This window comes from Actinomadura sp. WAC 06369 (assembly GCF_003947565.1).
GTDB classification, from domain to species: Bacteria; Actinomycetota; Actinomycetes; order Streptosporangiales; family Streptosporangiaceae; genus Spirillospora; species Spirillospora rifamycini.
This window is the reverse complement of the sequence record NZ_QHJN01000035.1, coordinates 20527-35555: the sequence shown is the minus strand read 5'-3', so window position 1 is coordinate 35555 and position 15029 is coordinate 20527. Positions and strand designations below refer to the sequence as shown.

Genomic DNA, 15029 nt, shown 5'->3' with positions numbered 1-15029 from the left:
GGAACGGACCGAGCCGACGCCACCGTCCGGGCGTCGGCTCGGTCGTTCGCCGGTGCGGCCGCGCGGCCGGCCCGGCCGGCCGGCTCAGTCGTTCAGCCAGCTCATCATCGGGCGCAGCTCGGCGCCCGTCTTCTCGACCGGGTGCTCGGCCATCTTCTCGCGGTACTCGCTGAACTTCTTCTGGCCGCTCTCGAACTCGTCCACCAGCTCCTTGGCGTACTCGCCGGACTGGATCTCGCCGAGGATCTTCTTCATCGCGGCCTTGGTCTCCGGCGTGATCACGCGCGGGCCGCTGCGGTAGCCGCCGTACTCGGCGTTGTCGGACACCGACCAGTACATCTTGGAGATGCCGCCCTCGTACATGAGGTCGACGATCAGCTTCAGCTCGTGCAGGACCTCGAAGTAGGCGACCTCCGGCTGGTAGCCGGCCTCGGTCAGCACCTCGAACCCGGCCTTCACCAGCTCGGACGCGCCGCCGCACAGCACGGCCTGCTCGCCGAACAGGTCGGTCTCGGTCTCCTCGGTGAAGGTCGTCTTGATGCCGCCCGCGCGCAGGCCGCCGATGGCCTTGGCGTAGGCGAGGGCCAGCGGCCAGGCGTTGCCGGACGCGTCCTTCTCCACCGCGACGATCACCGGGACGCCGCGGCCCGCGACGAACTGGCGGCGGACGAGGTGGCCGGGGCCCTTCGGCGCGACCATCGCCACGTCCACGCCCTCCGGCGGCTGGACCAGGTCGTAGCGGATGCTGAAGCCGTGGCCGAAGAACAGCGCGTCGCCCTCGACGAGCGCGGGCTTGATGTCCTTCTCGAAGATCTCCCGGTGGTGGTGGTCGGGAGCCAGCAGCATGATGAGGTCGGCCTCCTCGGCCGCCTCCGCCGGGGTGACGACGCGCAGGCCCTCGGCCTCCGCCTTCTCCCGGCTGGGGGACCCCTCGCGGAGCCCGACCCGGACGTCGACGCCGGAGTCGCGCAGGGAGAGCGCGTGCGCGTGCCCCTGGCTGCCGTAGCCGATGATCGCCACGTGCCGGCCCTGGATCACGCTCAGGTCGGCGGCGTCGTCGTAGAACATCTCAGCCACAGTGCTGCTGCCTTTCAGAGTGTCGGTTTTCTATGGTCACGCGCTGCGCTCGATGGCCCGCAGCGAGCGGTCGGTGATGGAGCGCGCGCCGCGCCCGATGGCCACCATGCCGGACTGCACCAGCTCCTTGATGCCGAACGGCTCGAGGACGCGGATGAAGGCGTCGAGCTTGTCGCGGTTGCCGGTGGCCTCGATCGTCACCGCGTCCGGGGCGACGTCCACGACCTTGGCGCGGAACAGGTTCACGGTCTCCAGGACCTGCGACCGGGTCTCGGCGTCGGCGCGCACCTTGACCAGGACGAGCTCGCGCTGGACGGACGCCGACTGGTCCAGCTCGACGATCTTCAGCACGTTGATCAGCTTGTTGAGCTGCTTGGTGACCTGCTCCAGCGGCAGGCTCTCGACGTTGACGACGATCGTCATCCGGGAGATGTCGGGGTGCTCGGTGACGCCGACCGCGAGCGACTCGATGTTGAAGCCGCGCCGGGAGAACAGCGCCGCGACCCGCGCGAGGATGCCGGGCTTGTTCTCCACCAGCACCGAGAGGGTGTGCAGGCTCATCGGGGTCAGTCTCCGTTCTCCCAGTCGGGGGCCATGTCCCTGGCGATCTTGATGTCGTCGTTGGTCGTGCCGGCGGCGACCATGGGCCAGACCATGGCGTCCTGGTGCACCACGAAGTCGATCACGACGGGCGCGTCGTTGATCTCCATCGCCTTGGTGATGACGGCGTCGACGTCCTCCGCCCGCTCGCAGCGCAGCCCCACGCAACCGTACGCCTCCGCGAGCTTCACGAAGTCCGGAATCCGCTTCGCGGCGTGCAGATTCGTGTTGGAGTAGCGCTCGTTGTAGAAGAGCGTCTGCCACTGCCGGACCATGCCGAGGTTACCGTTGTTGATCACCGCGATCTTCACGGGGATGCCCTCGATGGCGCAGGTGGCGAGCTCCTGGTTGGTCATCTGGAAGCAGCCGTCGCCGTCGATCGCCCACACCTGCGTGTCGGGCGCGCCGACCTTGGCGCCCATCGCGGCCGGGACGGCGTAGCCCATCGTGCCCGCGCCGCCGGAGTTGAGGAACGCGCCGGGCCGCTCGTACTTGATGAACTGCGCGGCCCACATCTGGTGCTGCCCGACGCCCGCGACGTAGTAGGCGTCCGGCCCGACCATCTGCCCGATCCGCTCGATGACCTGCTGCGGCGACAGCGACCCGTCCGCGGGGGCGTCGTACCCGAGCGGGTAGGTCTCGCGCCACGCGTCGAGCTGCCGCCACCAGTCGGCGTAGTCGCCGGTCTTGCCCGCCGCGTGCTCGTTCTGCACGGCGACGATCAGGTCGGCGATGACCTCGCGGGCGTCCCCGACGATCGGGACGTCGGCGTGCCGGTTCTTGGAGATCTCGGCGGGGTCGATGTCGGCGTGGACGACCTTGGCGTGCGGCGCGAACCCGTCGAGCTTGCCGGTGACGCGGTCGTCGAAGCGGGCGCCGAGGGTGACCAGCAGGTCGGCGCGCTGCAGGGCGCCGACGGCGCCGACGCCGCCGTGCATGCCGGGCATGCCCATGTGCTGCGGGTGGCTGTCGGGCAGCGCGCCCTTCGCCATCAGCGTGGTGACGACCGGCGCGCCGGTCAGCTCCGTCAGCACCTTCAGCTCGGCGGACGCGCCCGCCTTCAGGACGCCGCCGCCGACGTACAGCACCGGGCGCTTCGACTCGACGATCAGCCGTGCCGCCTCGCGGACCTGCTTGGAGTGCGGCCGGGTGACGGGCCGGTACCCGGGGAGCTGGAGGGCGACGGGCCACTCGAACCCGACGGTCGCCTGCAGCGCGTCCTTCGCGATGTCGACCAGGACGGGCCCGGGGCGGCCGGTGCTCGCGATGTGGAACGCCTCGGCGATCGTGCGGCCGATGTCGCGGGCGTCGGTGACCAGGAAGTTGTGCTTGGTGATCGGCATCGTGATGCCGGCGATGTCGGCCTCCTGGAACCCGTCGGTCCCGATCAGCGACGTCGCGACCTGTCCGGTGATCGCCACCATCGGCACGGAGTCCATGTAGGCGTCGGAGATCGCGGTGACGAGGTTGGTGGCGCCGGGCCCGCTGGTGGCCATGCAGACCCCCACCTTGCCGGTCACCATCGCGTAGCCCTGGGCGGCGTGTCCGGCGCCCTGCTCGTGCCGGACGAGGATGTGGCGGAGCTTCGCGGAGTCGAAGAGCGGGTCGTAGGCCGGGAGGATCGCGCCACCCGGGATGCCGAACACAGTGTCGACGCCGACGTTCTCCAGTGCGCGCACCAGCGCCTGGGCTCCCGTCATCTGTTCGGTCGTCATGATCTGCGGTTCCTTGGGGAGAGAGACTGGGCTCGCCGGGCAACAAAAAACCCCCGCCGCCGTATGGCGGTCGAGGGGAGGCGCGCAGGACGTTAGGACTCGGTCAGCCTGCGCGCCGACCAAGTACTACGAGGATGATGGTGGAGATGCTCTGCACGGGCCCCACTTTCGCCGATGTGCGCCCGCCGGTCAAATCCTTGAACACATTGTCTCACCATATGAGACGGAATGTGGCGGGGTTCACCCCGGCAGCGGCAGCGGGATCTCACCGCTGACGTCGTCCCCGCCGCCCGCCAGGTTCGTCCGGACGAGCGACTCGACCCGCCCCGCCGCCATCGGCCGCGCCACCAGGAACCCCTGCCCGCGCGGGCAGCCCATCTCCCGCAGCAGCTCGAGCTGCTCGGGCCGCTCGATGCCCTCCGCCACCACCGTCAGCCCGAGGTCGCTGCCCAGCCGGACGATCGTGCGGGTGAGCAGCGTGCTCGTCTCGTCCGTGCCGAGCCCCGCGACGAACGACGGGTCGATCTTGATGACGTCCACCGGGAGCCGCCCGAGGTACGCCAGCGACGCGTAGCCGGTGCCGAAGTCGTCGATCGCCAGCCGGACGCCGAGGTCGCGGAGCGCCTCCAGCCGCTCCACGTTCGTCCCGTCGTCGACCAGCACCTCCTCCCGCACCTCCAGCGTGAGGGCGTGCGGCGGCAGGCCCGACTCCTCCAGCACCGCCGCGACCGTCTCCACGAACCGTGGCGCGCCGATCTGCCGGGCGGTGAAGTTCACCGACAGGCCGACGTCCCACGAGTCCGCCCGCCAGCGGGCCACCTCCCGGCACGCCTCCCGCAGCACCCAGTCGCCGAGCGGCAGCATCAGCCCCGCCTCCTCGGCCGGGCCGATGAACTCCTCCGGCGGCACCGCCTCGCTCCCCCGCCACCAGCGCAGCAGCGCCTCCACGCCCGTCACCCGGGACGTCGCGAGGTCCACCACCGGCTGGAACTCCACCGCGAACTGCTCCTCGGCCAGCGCCCGCTGCAGGTCGCTGCCCAGCTCCAGCCGCCGGACGACGTCGGCGTGCATGTGCGGCGCGTACACCTCGACCCGGCCGCCGCCCATCTCCTTGGCGCGCGCCATCGCCAGGTCGCCGTTGCGCAGCAGGTCCGCGGCGCTGCGCCGGACGAGCCGCCCCGGGTCGGCGCCGCGGCCGGGCGGCCGCTCGTCGTCCCCGGCGAACGCGATCCCGACGCTCGCGGTCAGCGCGATCTGCTTGCCGCCGACCTGGTACGGGTCGGCCGACAGCACCCGCAGCAGCCGCCCCGCCAGCTCGACGGTCGCCTGCGTCTCCCGCTCGTCCGACGGGAGCTGCACCAGCACCGCGAACTCGTCGCCGCCCCAGCGCGCCACCGTGTCGTCGGCCAGCACGTTGCCGCGCAGCCGCCGCGCGGCCTGCGCCAGCACCTGGTCGCCCGCCGCGTGCCCCGCCGAGTCGTTCACGTCGGTGAAGCCGTCCAGGTCGACGAACACCACCGCGATCTTGTCGCCGGTCCGCTGCCGGGACAGCAGCTCCCGGGTCCGCTCCTCGAAGAACGACCGGTTCGGCAGCCCGGTGAGGCCGTCGTGGAACGTCAGGTGCGCGACCTGCCGCTGCAGCGCCGCCTGCTCGCTGAGGTCGCGGGTCGTCACCAGCAGCCGCCCGGACGACCCGCCGCTGTAGCGCGACACCGTCGACTCCGTCGGCAGCCACGTGCCGTCGGCCGCGCGGACCCGGCACGAGACGCGCAGGACGTCCTCGCCGAGGAACCCGTCCTCGGCCTCCAGGAACTCGGTGAAGACCTCCTCCAGCCGCGGCAGGTCCTCCGGGTGGACGAGGTCGAGCAGCGGCCGGCCGACCAGCTCGTCGGCCCCGTAGTGGTACGTCCGCAGGGCGCCCGCGCTCGCGTACTGCACGGTGGCGTCCAGGTCGCAGATCAGGACGGCGTCGTCGATGCTCTCCGACAGGGCGCGGAAGTGCTGCTCGCCCGCCTCGACCTCCCGGCGCAGCCGGTCGTTCTCGCGCAGCAGCGCCGCCAGCCGCGCCAGCAGCACCAGCGTCGCCGACCCCGCCACGAGCGGCACGACCGGCTCCATCCCGTGCCGCCCGGTCAGCGTGTGGCCCGCGATGAACAGCGCGGCCGCCGCGGCGACCGCCGCCGGGGCGATCCCGGGGCCGATCATCCGGCCGCGCCGCGCCCCGGAGTCGTCCGCCCGCGCCACGTCGGCGTCCGGCGGGAGGTCGTCGGTCGGCTCCGGCACCGGCTCCGTCCACGGGACGAGCATCAGCAGCAGCAGCCCGGCGAGCCGCAGGATGTCGGCGGGGTCCTCGGCGGGCGCGCCGCCGTGCAGCCGGACGAACGTCGTCACGATGTCGGCGATCGCGAACGCCGCCAGCGCGCCGTACCCCATCCAGGCGGGCCGGCGGTGCCCCCGCGCCGCCCCCAGCACGAACGGCAGCGCCCCGCACACCAGCGCGATGTCGATCAGCGGGTACAGCAGTTCGAGCAGGAACTCGGTCGGCGTCTCCCCCGACCGGTGGTACAGGGTGCTGAAGACCGCGACCCAGCCGAGGACGAACAGCCCGCAGACGCACACGTACGTGTCGGCCGCGTACCGCAGCCACGTCCCCACGTCCCGCGGCGGGCTCACCGGGACGACCAGCCCCACGACCAGCGCGACCACGGCGAGCAGGTAGAACAGGTCCGGTACCGACAGGGACAGCGCGCTGCGGCTCGCGTAGTCGGCGAGGGCGCTGCCGACCGCGCCGAGGAACCAGCACGACGCGGCGATGCCGTACCAGCGCATGGACGCCCGCCAGATCCCGCCCGCCGACAGCCGCCGCAGGCCGCTCGCGCCGTCGCCGTCCCCGCCGCGGGGCCGTCCGGCCGACGCCAGCAGGGAGACCGCCGCGGCGCCCGCCGCGCCCGCCTCGGCCCACGTGATGAACGCCGTGCCGCCCCAGCCCGCCAGCGAGCCGACGGCGTACAGCACGCCGACGATCGCGGCGATGACGACCGGCAGGGCACGCGGCGGCATCCGCGTGGCGTTCTCGCCGCTCATCGCGCCGTGTCCCTTCCCGCCCCGCCTGGAGCGCTCGGTCCGGGCGCGCGACCGCAGCGCGCCGGGGAATTCGGGGTCCGCACCCTCACCGGCCCGATAACGCCTGGAGGGTCGAGGATCGTGCCCCCGCGCAGGGTCGGCGCGGGGCCGGCGGCGAGCGTGTCGGCTGCGCCGGCCGGAGATCAGCTCCGTCGCTGCGATGCGGGATCACCGTGACGCCCAATGTACGTTCCGTAGGTCACGGAGCGATTGAGGGAGTGCGTCCACCCGGCGACGAAGCGCGGCGAAGCACCATGTGAAGAACACGTTTGAGGAGACCGAAACACGATCGTCACCGATGCCCCGGATCACGCACAGTGACCATTTCCGTGTCCGGCTCGCCCCGGTCGTGCCATCCTGGGACGCGGGAGGCCCATCATGCGCAAGCACCCGACCGTCCCGGCGGCCGTCCTGGCGACCGTGCTCGCCCTGGGCGCCTGCTCCTCGGGCGGCGGCTCCGGCGGCTCCGGCGGCTCCGCGAGCCCGCCGCCCGGTCCGTCCGCCCCGGCGGGGTCCGTCCGCCCCGTGGCGACGGACCTCGAGGTGCCGTGGGCCGTGGCGTTCCTGCCCGGCGGCGACGCCCTCGTCACCGAACGGCAGAGCGCCCGGCTCCTGCGCGTCGCCCCGTCCGGCGAGACCTCGGCCGTCGCCACGGTCCCGGGCGTCGACCCGCTCGGCGAGGGCGGCCTGCTCGGCGTCGCCGTGTCCCCCGCGTTCGACGACGACCGCCTCGTCTACCTGTACTACACCGCGGCCGACGACAACCGCGTCGTCCGGGCCGCCTACGACGGACGACGGCTCGGCGACCCGCAGCCGGTCGTCACCGGCATCCCGAAGGGCTCGAACCACAACGGCGGACGCCTCGCGTTCGGCCCCGACGGCATGCTCTACGTCACGACCGGCGAGGTCGGCGACCCGTCCCTCGCGCAGGACCGCGACTCCCTCGGCGGCAAGATCCTCCGCGTCACCCCCGAGGGCGCCCCGGCCCCCGGCAACCCGTTCGGCAACCGCGTCTGGTCCTACGGCCACCGCAACGTGCAGGGCATCGCGTGGGACGACCGGAACCGCCTCTACGCCACCGAGTTCGGCCAGAACGAGTTCGACGAGGTGAACCTGATCGAGAAGGGCGGCAACTACGGCTGGCCCGAGGTCGAGGGCGAGGGCTCGCCCGACGACGAGTTCGTCGACCCCCTCGTCACCTGGACGACCGACGAGGCGTCCCCGTCCGGCCTCGCCTACGCGAACGGCTCCCTGTGGGCCGCCGCGCTCGCGGGCGAGCGCCTCTGGGAGGTCCCGCTGGCGGACGGCGGCGCCGGGGAGCCCCGCGCCCGCCTGCGGGGCGAGTACGGCCGCCTGCGGGCGGCCGTCCGGGCCCCGGACGGCACCCTCTGGGTCACCACGAGCAACCGCGACGGTCGCGGCGACCCCGCGGATTCGGACGACCGAATCCTCACCGTCCCACTCCCATAATCCACAGAACCCCCATTGCGGACGATCCCATCGCCGAGGTATCCACCGCCCGAAACCGCCGATCCCGCGGCCGCGGCCGTCCCGCACCGTCAGGAGGCGGGGCGGCGGTGGTGGAGGAGCAGGATCGCCGGGACGCCGGCCGCCGCGGCGGCCGCGGCGTCCGGGACGAGCGGCGCGAGGGACCACGGCCACACGTCCCACGGGCCCGGACCGGCCGGGGGCGGGCCCTCCGGTCGCGGCGGGGCGGGCGGCACGGGCTCCTCGCAGCGGCGGACCTCCAGGCCCGCGCCGAGCGCGGCGCGGACGTGGTCGCCCACCGTGTGCCGGTGCGCCACCAAGCGTCCGGGTCGGCCCTCGGCGTCCCGGACGGGCGGGACCGAGCCCCGCGCGACGTGGTCCGGGTGCACGTCCGAGACCACCAGGTCGCCGCCCGGACGCAGCACGCGCGCGAACTCGGCCAGCACCGGGGCGATGTCCGGGACGTGCATGAGGGCGAGCCCGGTCACGACCAGGTCCACCGAGGCGTCCCGCACCGGCAGGCGGTGCAGGTCGCCGCGGACGAAGCACGCTTCCGGGACGCGGGCGCGGGCCCGGGCGAGCATGTCCGGCGACGCGTCCACGCCGATGGGGCGGTGGCCGCGGCGGGCGAGGAGCGAGGTGTGGCGGCCGGTGCCGCAGGCGGCGTCGAGGGCGACGCCCGGCGGGATCGTGTCCAGGATCTCCGCCAGGACGGGCGCCTCGACGTCGAACGCGGCGTTGGCGCCCTCGTCGTAGGCGGGCGCCCAGGAGCGGTAGCCGTCCACGACGTCGACGCGCTCGGCGTCCACGGCGTGCCGCAGGGACGGGTCGTCCAGCAGGCGCCGGACCTCGCCGAGGCGCGCCTCGACGAACGCGCGGTCGTGCTCGCCGGTGAACGCGCGCAGGAGGGCGAGGCCCTCGATGCCGAGCAGGTAGGCCAGCGGGTGCTGATGGATCACACGCGCGACGCTAACCGGCGGCGTGCCGGGCGGGCCATCGGTTTTCCGCCGCCCCGCGGCGCGGAGCCGCGGGGCGGCGGGGCGTCAGGACAGCTTCGCCAGGATCAGCTCGCGGGCGCGGCCCGCGTCGGCCTGGCCGCGGGTCGCCTTCATGACGGCGCCGACGAGCGCGCCGGCGGCGGCGACCTTCCCCGCGCGGATCTTGTCGGCGACGTCGGCGTTGTCCGCGATCACCTGGTCGATGACCGAGTTCAGCTCGCCCTCGTCGCTGACGATCTTGAGGCCCCGCGCCGCGACGACCTCGTCGGGGGCGCCCTCGCCGGCGAGGACGCCGGTGAAGACCTGCCGGGCCAGCTTGTCGTTCAGCTCGCCGGCGGTGATCATCGCCTGGACGCGCGCGACCTGCTCCGGCGTGATCGGCAGGTCGGCCAGTTCGACGCCCTGCTCGGTCGCGCGACGGGACAGCTCGTTCATCCACCACTTGCGGGCGGCCGCGGCGTCGGCGCCCGCGGCGATCGTCGACTCGATGAGGTCGACGGCCCCCGCGTTGACGACGTCCCGCAGTTCGAGGTCGGACAGGTTCCACTCCCGCTGGATGCGGGCGCGGCGGGCGGCGGGCAGCTCGGGCAGCGACGCGCGCAGCTCCTCGACCCACTCCCGCGACGGCGCCATCGGCACCAGGTCGGGCTCGGGGAAGTACCGGTAGTCCTGCGCCTCCTCCTTGCTGCGCCCGCTGGTGGTGCCGCCCGTGTCCTCGTGGAAGTGGCGGGTCTCCTGCACGATCCGCCCGCCCTCGGACAGGACGCCCGCCTGCCGCTCGATCTCGGACCGGACGGCCCGCTCGACCGAGCGCAGCGAGTTGACGTTCTTCGTCTCGGTGCGGGTGCCCCACTCGTCGGCGCCGCGCGGCATCAGCGACACGTTGACGTCGCAGCGCATCGAGCCCTCCTCCATCCGGACGTCCGAGACGCCCAGGGAGCGGACGAGCTCGCGCAGCTCCGTCGCGTACGCGCGGGCCACGAGGGGCGCGCGGTCGCCGGTCGCGACGATCGGCTTGGTGACGATCTCGACCAGCGGGATGCCCGCGCGGTTGTAGTCGACGAGCGAGAACTCGGCGCCGTGGATGCGGCCCGTGCTGCCGCCGACGTGCAGCGACTTGCCGGTGTCCTCCTCCATGTGGACGCGCTCGATCTCGATGCGGTACGTCTCGCCCTCGACCTCGACGTCCAGGTGGCCGTCGACGCAGAGCGGCTCGTCGTACTGCGAGATCTGGAAGTTCTTCGGCATGTCCGGGTAGAAGTAGTTCTTCCGGGCGAACCGGCACCACTCCACGATGTCGCAGTTCAGCGCGAGCCCGATCTTGACGATGCCCTCGATCGCGGCGTGGTTCGTCACCGGCAGGGCGCCGGGCAGGCCGAGGCACACCGGGCACACCTGCGTGTTGGGCTCCGCCCCGAACGCCGTCGGGCAGCCGCAGAACATCTTCGACGCGGTGCCCAGCTCGATGTGCGTCTCGATCCCGAGCACCGGCTCGTACTTCGCGAGCGCTTCCTCGTAGGGCATGAAGGTCGCCGTGGTCACTTTGCCTCCACCAGTTCCGGGGCCTGCTTGAGCAGCGGGCCGCCCCAGCGGTCCTCGAGGGCGCGCTCGACGGCGGCGCCGACGCGGTAGACGCGGTCGTCGCCGAGGGTCGGGGCCATGATCTGCAGGCCGACCGGCAGGCCGTCGGCCAGCCCGCACGGCACCGAGACGGCGGCGTTCCCGGCGAGGTTCGACGGGATCGTGCACAGGTCGGCCAGGTACATGGCCATGGGGTCGTCGGCGCGCTCGCCGATCGGGAACGCCGTCGTCGGCGTGGTCGGCGAGATCAGCACGTCGACCTGCTCGAACGCGGCCTCGAAGTCGCGCTTGATGAGCGTCCGGACCTGCTGCGCCTTGCCGTAGTAGGCGTCGTAGTAGCCGGACGACAGCGCGTACGTGCCGAGCATGATCCGCCGCTTCACCTCGGGCCCGAAGCCCTCGGCGCGGGTCAGCGCCATGACCTCCTCGGCGCTGCGGGTGCCGTCGTCGCCGACGCGCAGGCCGTAGCGCATGGCGTCGAACCGGGCCAGGTTGGACGAGCACTCCGACGGGGCGATCAGGTAGTACGCGGGCAGCGCGTACGTGAAGTTCGGGCAGGAGACCTCGACGACCTTCGCGCCGAGCGACTCCAGCAGCTCGACGGTCTCGTCGAACCGGGCCGTGACGCCGGGCTGGTAGCCGTCCCCGGCGAACTCCTTCACGACGCCGACGCGCAGGCCGTTGACGTCCGCGCGGCGCGCCGCCTCGACGACGGGCGGGACGGGGCGGTCGACCGAGGTCGAGTCCATCCGGTCGTGGCCGCTGAACGCCTCGTGCAGCAGCGCCGCGTCGAGGACGTTGCGGGCGAACGGGCCCGGCGTGTCGAGCGACGACGCGAACGCGATGATCCCGTACCGGGACGAGCCGCCGTAGGTGGGCTTCGCGCCGACGATGCCGGTGACCGCCGCGGGCTGCCGGATCGAGCCGCCGGTGTCGGTGCCCGTCGACAGCGGGGCCTCGTAGGCGGCGACCGCCGCGGACGACCCGCCGGACGAGCCGCCCGGGATGCGCTCGAGGTCCCACGGGTTGCGGGTGACGCCGTAGGCGCTGTTCTCCGTGGACGAGCCCATGGCGAACTCGTCCATGTTCGTCTTGCCGAGGATGACGAGCCCGGCCTCGCGCAGGCGGGCCGTCACGGTCGCGTCGTACGGCGGCCGCCACCCCTCGAGGATCCGGGACCCGGCGGTGGTGGGCATGTCGCGGGTGGTGAAGACGTCCTTGTGCGCGATCGGGACGCCGGCCAGCGGGCCGAGCTCCTCCCCCGCCGCGCGGCGCTCGTCGATCGCGCGGGCCTGCGCGAGGGTCGTCTCGCGGTCGACGTGCAGGAACGCGTGCACGCGCCCGTCGACGGCGGCGATGCGGTCGAGGTGCGCCTCGGCGACCTCGACGGCGGACGCCTCGCCCGCGGCCATCAGCTCGCCGAGTTCGGCGGCGCCCTTCCTGACCAGCTCGCTCATCAGGCTTCCTCCCCCAGGATCCGCGGCACCCGGAAGCGCTGCTCCTCGGCGGCCGGGGCGCCCGCGAGGGCCTGCTCCGGCGGCAGGGAGGGCCGGACCTCGTCGGCCCGGTAGACGTTGGTCAGCGGCAGCGCGTGCGAGGTCGGCGGGATGTCCTCCGCCGCGACCTCCTGCACCCGCGATACCGCGGAGATGATCTGGTCGAGCTGGCCCGCGAGATGATCGAGCTCATCGTCGCCGAGCGCCAGCCGGGACAGCCGGGCGAGGTGCGCCACCTCGTCACGGGTGATGGCGGACATGAGTAAACCGTTCCTGGATTCGATTGGGTTGGGTCCCATCCTATGGGTCGGGCCCTCTCCGCCCGACCGGATTGCGCTGGCGGGACCCGGCGCGCCGTTTCAACCTCCCCTGGAGGGAATCTCTCGTTGGTCCCCCTTGGACGACGAGAGGAGCCGACGTGACCATCGGCGGCAGCATCGCATTGATCATCGTAGGGGCCGTCCTGGCCTACGCGGTCGACTTCGACCTCAGCGGCGTCGACATCCGGCTGGTCGGCGTGATCCTCATGGTCGGCGGCCTGATCGGCCTCGTCATCGGCCTGGTCCGCATCGCGTCCGCGCGCCGCGCGGTCGACCGCCGCCCCCCGCCCGCGGTGCGCGAGGAGCGCTACTACGAGGACGGCCCCCGCCGCTACTGATCACGCCGCGGGCTCGGGGGCGCGGTCCATGTGGCGGCGGAGCCACTCGGTGGCGGTCTCGGCGTCCATCGGGCGGCCGAAGTGCCAGCCCTGAGCGGCGTCGCAGCCCATCTCGCGGAGGGCGCTCGCGGTCTGCGGGTCCTCGACGCCCTCGGCGACGGAGCGCAGCCCGAGCGTCCGGACGAGGTCCACGATCGAGCGGACGATCACCGCGTCGTCGGACGACTCGGTGAGCCGGCGGACGAACGAGGCGTCGATCTTGATCTCCTCGACGGGGAGCCGCTTGAGCCGCACGAGGGACGAGTAGCCGGTGCCGAAGTCGTCCAGGCTGAGCGGGATCCCGAGTTCGGCGAGCGCGGCGACGGTGTCGGACGCGTACGCGGGCTCGTTCATCAGGATCCGCTCGGTGATCTCCAGCTGGAGCGCGGCGGTGGGCAGCCCGCGGGCCAGCAGCCCCTCCTCGATGGTCTCGGTGAGGCCGGTGTCGAGGAGGTCGCGGCCGGAGGCGTTCACCGCGACCTGGACGGCGAGGTTCTCCCGCCACCAGGCGGCGGTCTGCGCGAGGGCGGCCTCGACGACGTGGTGGGTGATGGAGCGCATCAGGTACGTCTGCTCGGCGACGGACAGGAACGCCTCGGGTTCGAGGAGGCCCTGCTCGGGGTGGCGCCAGCGCAGCAGCGCCTCCATGCCGACGAGCTGGCCGTCGCGGAGGGAGACCTTCGGCTGGTAGAAGAGCTCCAGCTCGGAGCGGTCGACGGCGCGGCGCAGGTCGCCGAGCATGGTGAGGCGCGCCGGGGAGTTGCGGTCCTTCTGCGGGGAGTACACCTCGACGCCGGTGCGGGACTCCTTCGCGTTGTACATGGCGACGTCGGCGCGCTGCAGCAGGAGCTCGAAGTCGGGGGCGTGGTCGGGGAACAGCGCGATGCCGACGCTGGCCTCGAGGTCGAACGACAGGCCGTCCAGCCGGACGGGCTCGCTGAGCGCGGCGCGGAGTCGGGCGGCGACCTCGCGGGCGGCGTCCTCGTCGCGGACGGTCGGCAGCAGCACGGCGAACTCGTCGCCGCCGAGGCGCGCCACGAGGTCGCCGGGGCGGACGCTGTGGGTGAGCCGGTGCGCGACGAGTTGCAGGAGGCGGTCGCCGGTGGGGTGCCCGAGAGTGTCGTTGACCTCCTTGAACCGGTCGAGGTCGAGCAGGAACAGCCCGGCGCGGCGGGGCGGCTCGGCCGTCTTGCGGCGGCGCCCGCGCAGGTGCCGGTGGGCGTCCTCGCCGCGGGCCTCGGCGAGCGCCTCCTCGGTGCGGACGATCAGCAGCTTGCGGTTCGGGAGCCCGGTGAGCGCGTCGTGCAGGGCCTGGTGCTCGCGCCGGACGGACACGGACGCGTTCAGGTACACGGCGATGAACGGCAGCACGATCAGCGGGACGAACGCGGCCGAGCGGTCCATCGCGACGACCATCAGCGGGGCGAGGCCGAGCAGCGCGAGGTGGACCAGGACCTGGTAGCCGAAGTCGAACCGCATGGCCTTCAGCAGCGAGACGCGCTCGTGCAGGGCGACGGCGGCGCCGACGAGCGTGTCGTTGCAGATGAAGTAGACGGTCCCGGCGAGGGCGATGGCCGGCAGGTCGGAGCCGTCCGGCACCCAGAGCGCGGACGGGGTCGCGAGGTCGCCGGTGAGGGCGAGCGCGAGCTGGGCGGCGCCGAGGCTGAGGGTGTACTGGGCGACGTTGAACGCGATCCGGTGCGTGGTGCGGCCGCGGAAGATGCCGCAGGTGACGACCGCGACGGCCTGGAGGGCGGCGGCGACCGGGAGGCCCGCGTACAGCAGCGCGGCGAACGCGAACGTGGTGGAGGTCGTGGCGCCGTTGTTCTCGGTGGAGCCCGGGGTGATGATCGGCCGCATCTCGCCGAAGACGATGAAGCAGCCCAGGATCCAGAAGACGGGGTTGCCGAGGAGCGCGTCCAGGTCGGGACCGGTGAGCCCGGCGAAGGCGGAGCCGCCCGCCACGATGCCCAGCACGATGACGACGACGATGTAGATCCACAACGGGGAACCGCGGCGCGGCGCCGTGTTCCGCGTGTTGTTCGGGTCCTTCATCACCATCCTCGGGGGGATTCGCGGGGGACGTCCCCCGGAACCGGACGTGCCGTACCGCGGGGACACCCCCGGGTGATACGTCCGGTGATTCAGGTGTGTCGTGATGAGAGGGAGAGTACGACCTCCGACGAACTTCGCGAAACCGGTTGCGTACGTTCCGTTATGCCCGGGTCGCGCCCGCCCCTCTCCGGTGGGTAGT

At 72.9% G+C, this 15029-nt stretch carries 11 protein-coding genes; 2 read left to right on the top strand and 9 right to left on the bottom strand.

Going from position 1 to position 15029, the window contains the following annotated elements:
• Positions 1–84: 84 nt before the first annotated feature.
• The 4 genes from ilvC to DMH08_RS12360 form a co-directional block, all read right to left on the bottom strand.
• Positions 85–1068 carry a ketol-acid reductoisomerase gene (ilvC, locus tag DMH08_RS12375; protein WP_026403867.1) on the bottom strand — a complete coding sequence of 328 codons (984 nt, stop codon included), beginning with the start codon at positions 1066–1068 and terminating at the stop codon, positions 85–87.
• A 45-nt stretch (positions 1069–1113) separates the two neighbouring features.
• Positions 1114–1638: an acetolactate synthase small subunit gene (gene ilvN, locus DMH08_RS12370; RefSeq protein ID WP_026403868.1), complete on the bottom strand. Its 525-nt coding sequence runs from the start codon at positions 1636–1638 to the stop codon at positions 1114–1116.
• Between the two features lie 5 nt (positions 1639–1643).
• The gene (locus DMH08_RS12365) at positions 1644–3515 is read right to left on the bottom strand and encodes an acetolactate synthase large subunit (protein ID WP_267898539.1); all 1872 of its coding nucleotides are present in this window, start codon (positions 3513–3515) and stop codon (positions 1644–1646) included.
• 117 nt (positions 3516–3632) lie between these two features.
• Positions 3633–6476, bottom strand: a complete 2844-nt coding sequence (locus DMH08_RS12360) for a putative bifunctional diguanylate cyclase/phosphodiesterase (protein WP_125613857.1) — start codon at positions 6474–6476, stop codon at positions 3633–3635.
• A gap of 417 nt (positions 6477–6893) precedes the next feature.
• Here DMH08_RS12360 and DMH08_RS12355 point away from each other — a divergent pair, with 417 nt between their 5' ends.
• Positions 6894–7985, top strand: a complete 1092-nt coding sequence (locus DMH08_RS12355; RefSeq protein ID WP_125613854.1) for a PQQ-dependent sugar dehydrogenase — start codon at positions 6894–6896, stop codon at positions 7983–7985.
• 89 nt (positions 7986–8074) lie between these two features.
• Here DMH08_RS12355 and DMH08_RS12350 read toward each other — a convergent pair whose 3' ends face one another.
• The 4 genes from DMH08_RS12350 to gatC form a co-directional block, all read right to left on the bottom strand.
• Positions 8075–8962 carry a class I SAM-dependent methyltransferase gene (locus tag DMH08_RS12350; protein ID WP_125613851.1) on the bottom strand — a complete coding sequence of 296 codons (888 nt, stop codon included), beginning with the start codon at positions 8960–8962 and terminating at the stop codon, positions 8075–8077.
• 84 nt (positions 8963–9046) lie between these two features.
• Positions 9047–10543, bottom strand: coding sequence for an Asp-tRNA(Asn)/Glu-tRNA(Gln) amidotransferase subunit GatB (gene gatB / locus DMH08_RS12345; RefSeq protein WP_267898538.1), 1497 nt, complete (start codon positions 10541–10543; stop codon positions 9047–9049).
• Positions 10540–12039, bottom strand: coding sequence for an Asp-tRNA(Asn)/Glu-tRNA(Gln) amidotransferase subunit GatA (gatA, locus tag DMH08_RS12340; RefSeq protein ID WP_125613849.1), 1500 nt, complete (start codon positions 12037–12039; stop codon positions 10540–10542). The genes gatB and gatA overlap by 4 nt, the downstream gene beginning before the upstream one ends.
• Positions 12039–12338, bottom strand: a complete 300-nt coding sequence (gatC, locus tag DMH08_RS12335) for an Asp-tRNA(Asn)/Glu-tRNA(Gln) amidotransferase subunit GatC (RefSeq protein WP_026403875.1) — start codon at positions 12336–12338, stop codon at positions 12039–12041. The genes gatA and gatC overlap by 1 nt, the downstream gene beginning before the upstream one ends.
• Positions 12339–12496: 158 nt before the next feature.
• Between gatC and DMH08_RS12330 the strand changes: the two genes are divergently transcribed.
• Entirely contained in the window at positions 12497–12736 is a 240-nt protein-coding gene (locus DMH08_RS12330) for a DUF6458 family protein (protein ID WP_125613846.1), read from the top strand.
• Here DMH08_RS12330 and DMH08_RS12325 read toward each other — a convergent pair whose 3' ends face one another.
• Positions 12737–14830 (bottom strand): putative bifunctional diguanylate cyclase/phosphodiesterase, encoded by a 2094-nt coding sequence (locus DMH08_RS12325; RefSeq protein WP_026403876.1) that lies wholly within the window; start codon positions 14828–14830, stop codon positions 12737–12739.
• Positions 14831–15029 lie beyond the last annotated feature (199 nt).

Bases quoted from the DNA above. Each gene is read 5' to 3' on its own strand.
- gatA (WP_125613849.1), bottom strand. From the start codon at position 12,039: ATGAGCGAGCTGGTCAGGAAGGGCGCCGCCGAACTCGGCGAGCTGATG.
- DMH08_RS12360 (WP_125613857.1), bottom strand. From the start codon at position 6,476: ATGAGCGGCGAGAACGCCACGCGGATGCCGCCGCGTGCCCTGCCGGTC.
- DMH08_RS12325 (WP_026403876.1), bottom strand. From the start codon at position 14,830: ATGAAGGACCCGAACAACACGCGGAACACGGCGCCGCGCCGCGGTTCC.
- DMH08_RS12355 (WP_125613854.1), top strand. From the start codon at position 6,894: ATGCGCAAGCACCCGACCGTCCCGGCGGCCGTCCTGGCGACCGTGCTC.
- ilvN (WP_026403868.1), bottom strand. From the start codon at position 1,638: ATGAGCCTGCACACCCTCTCGGTGCTGGTGGAGAACAAGCCCGGCATC.
- gatC (WP_026403875.1), bottom strand. From the start codon at position 12,338: ATGTCCGCCATCACCCGTGACGAGGTGGCGCACCTCGCCCGGCTGTCC.
- ilvC (WP_026403867.1), bottom strand. From the start codon at position 1,068: ATGTTCTACGACGACGCCGCCGACCTGAGCGTGATCCAGGGCCGGCAC.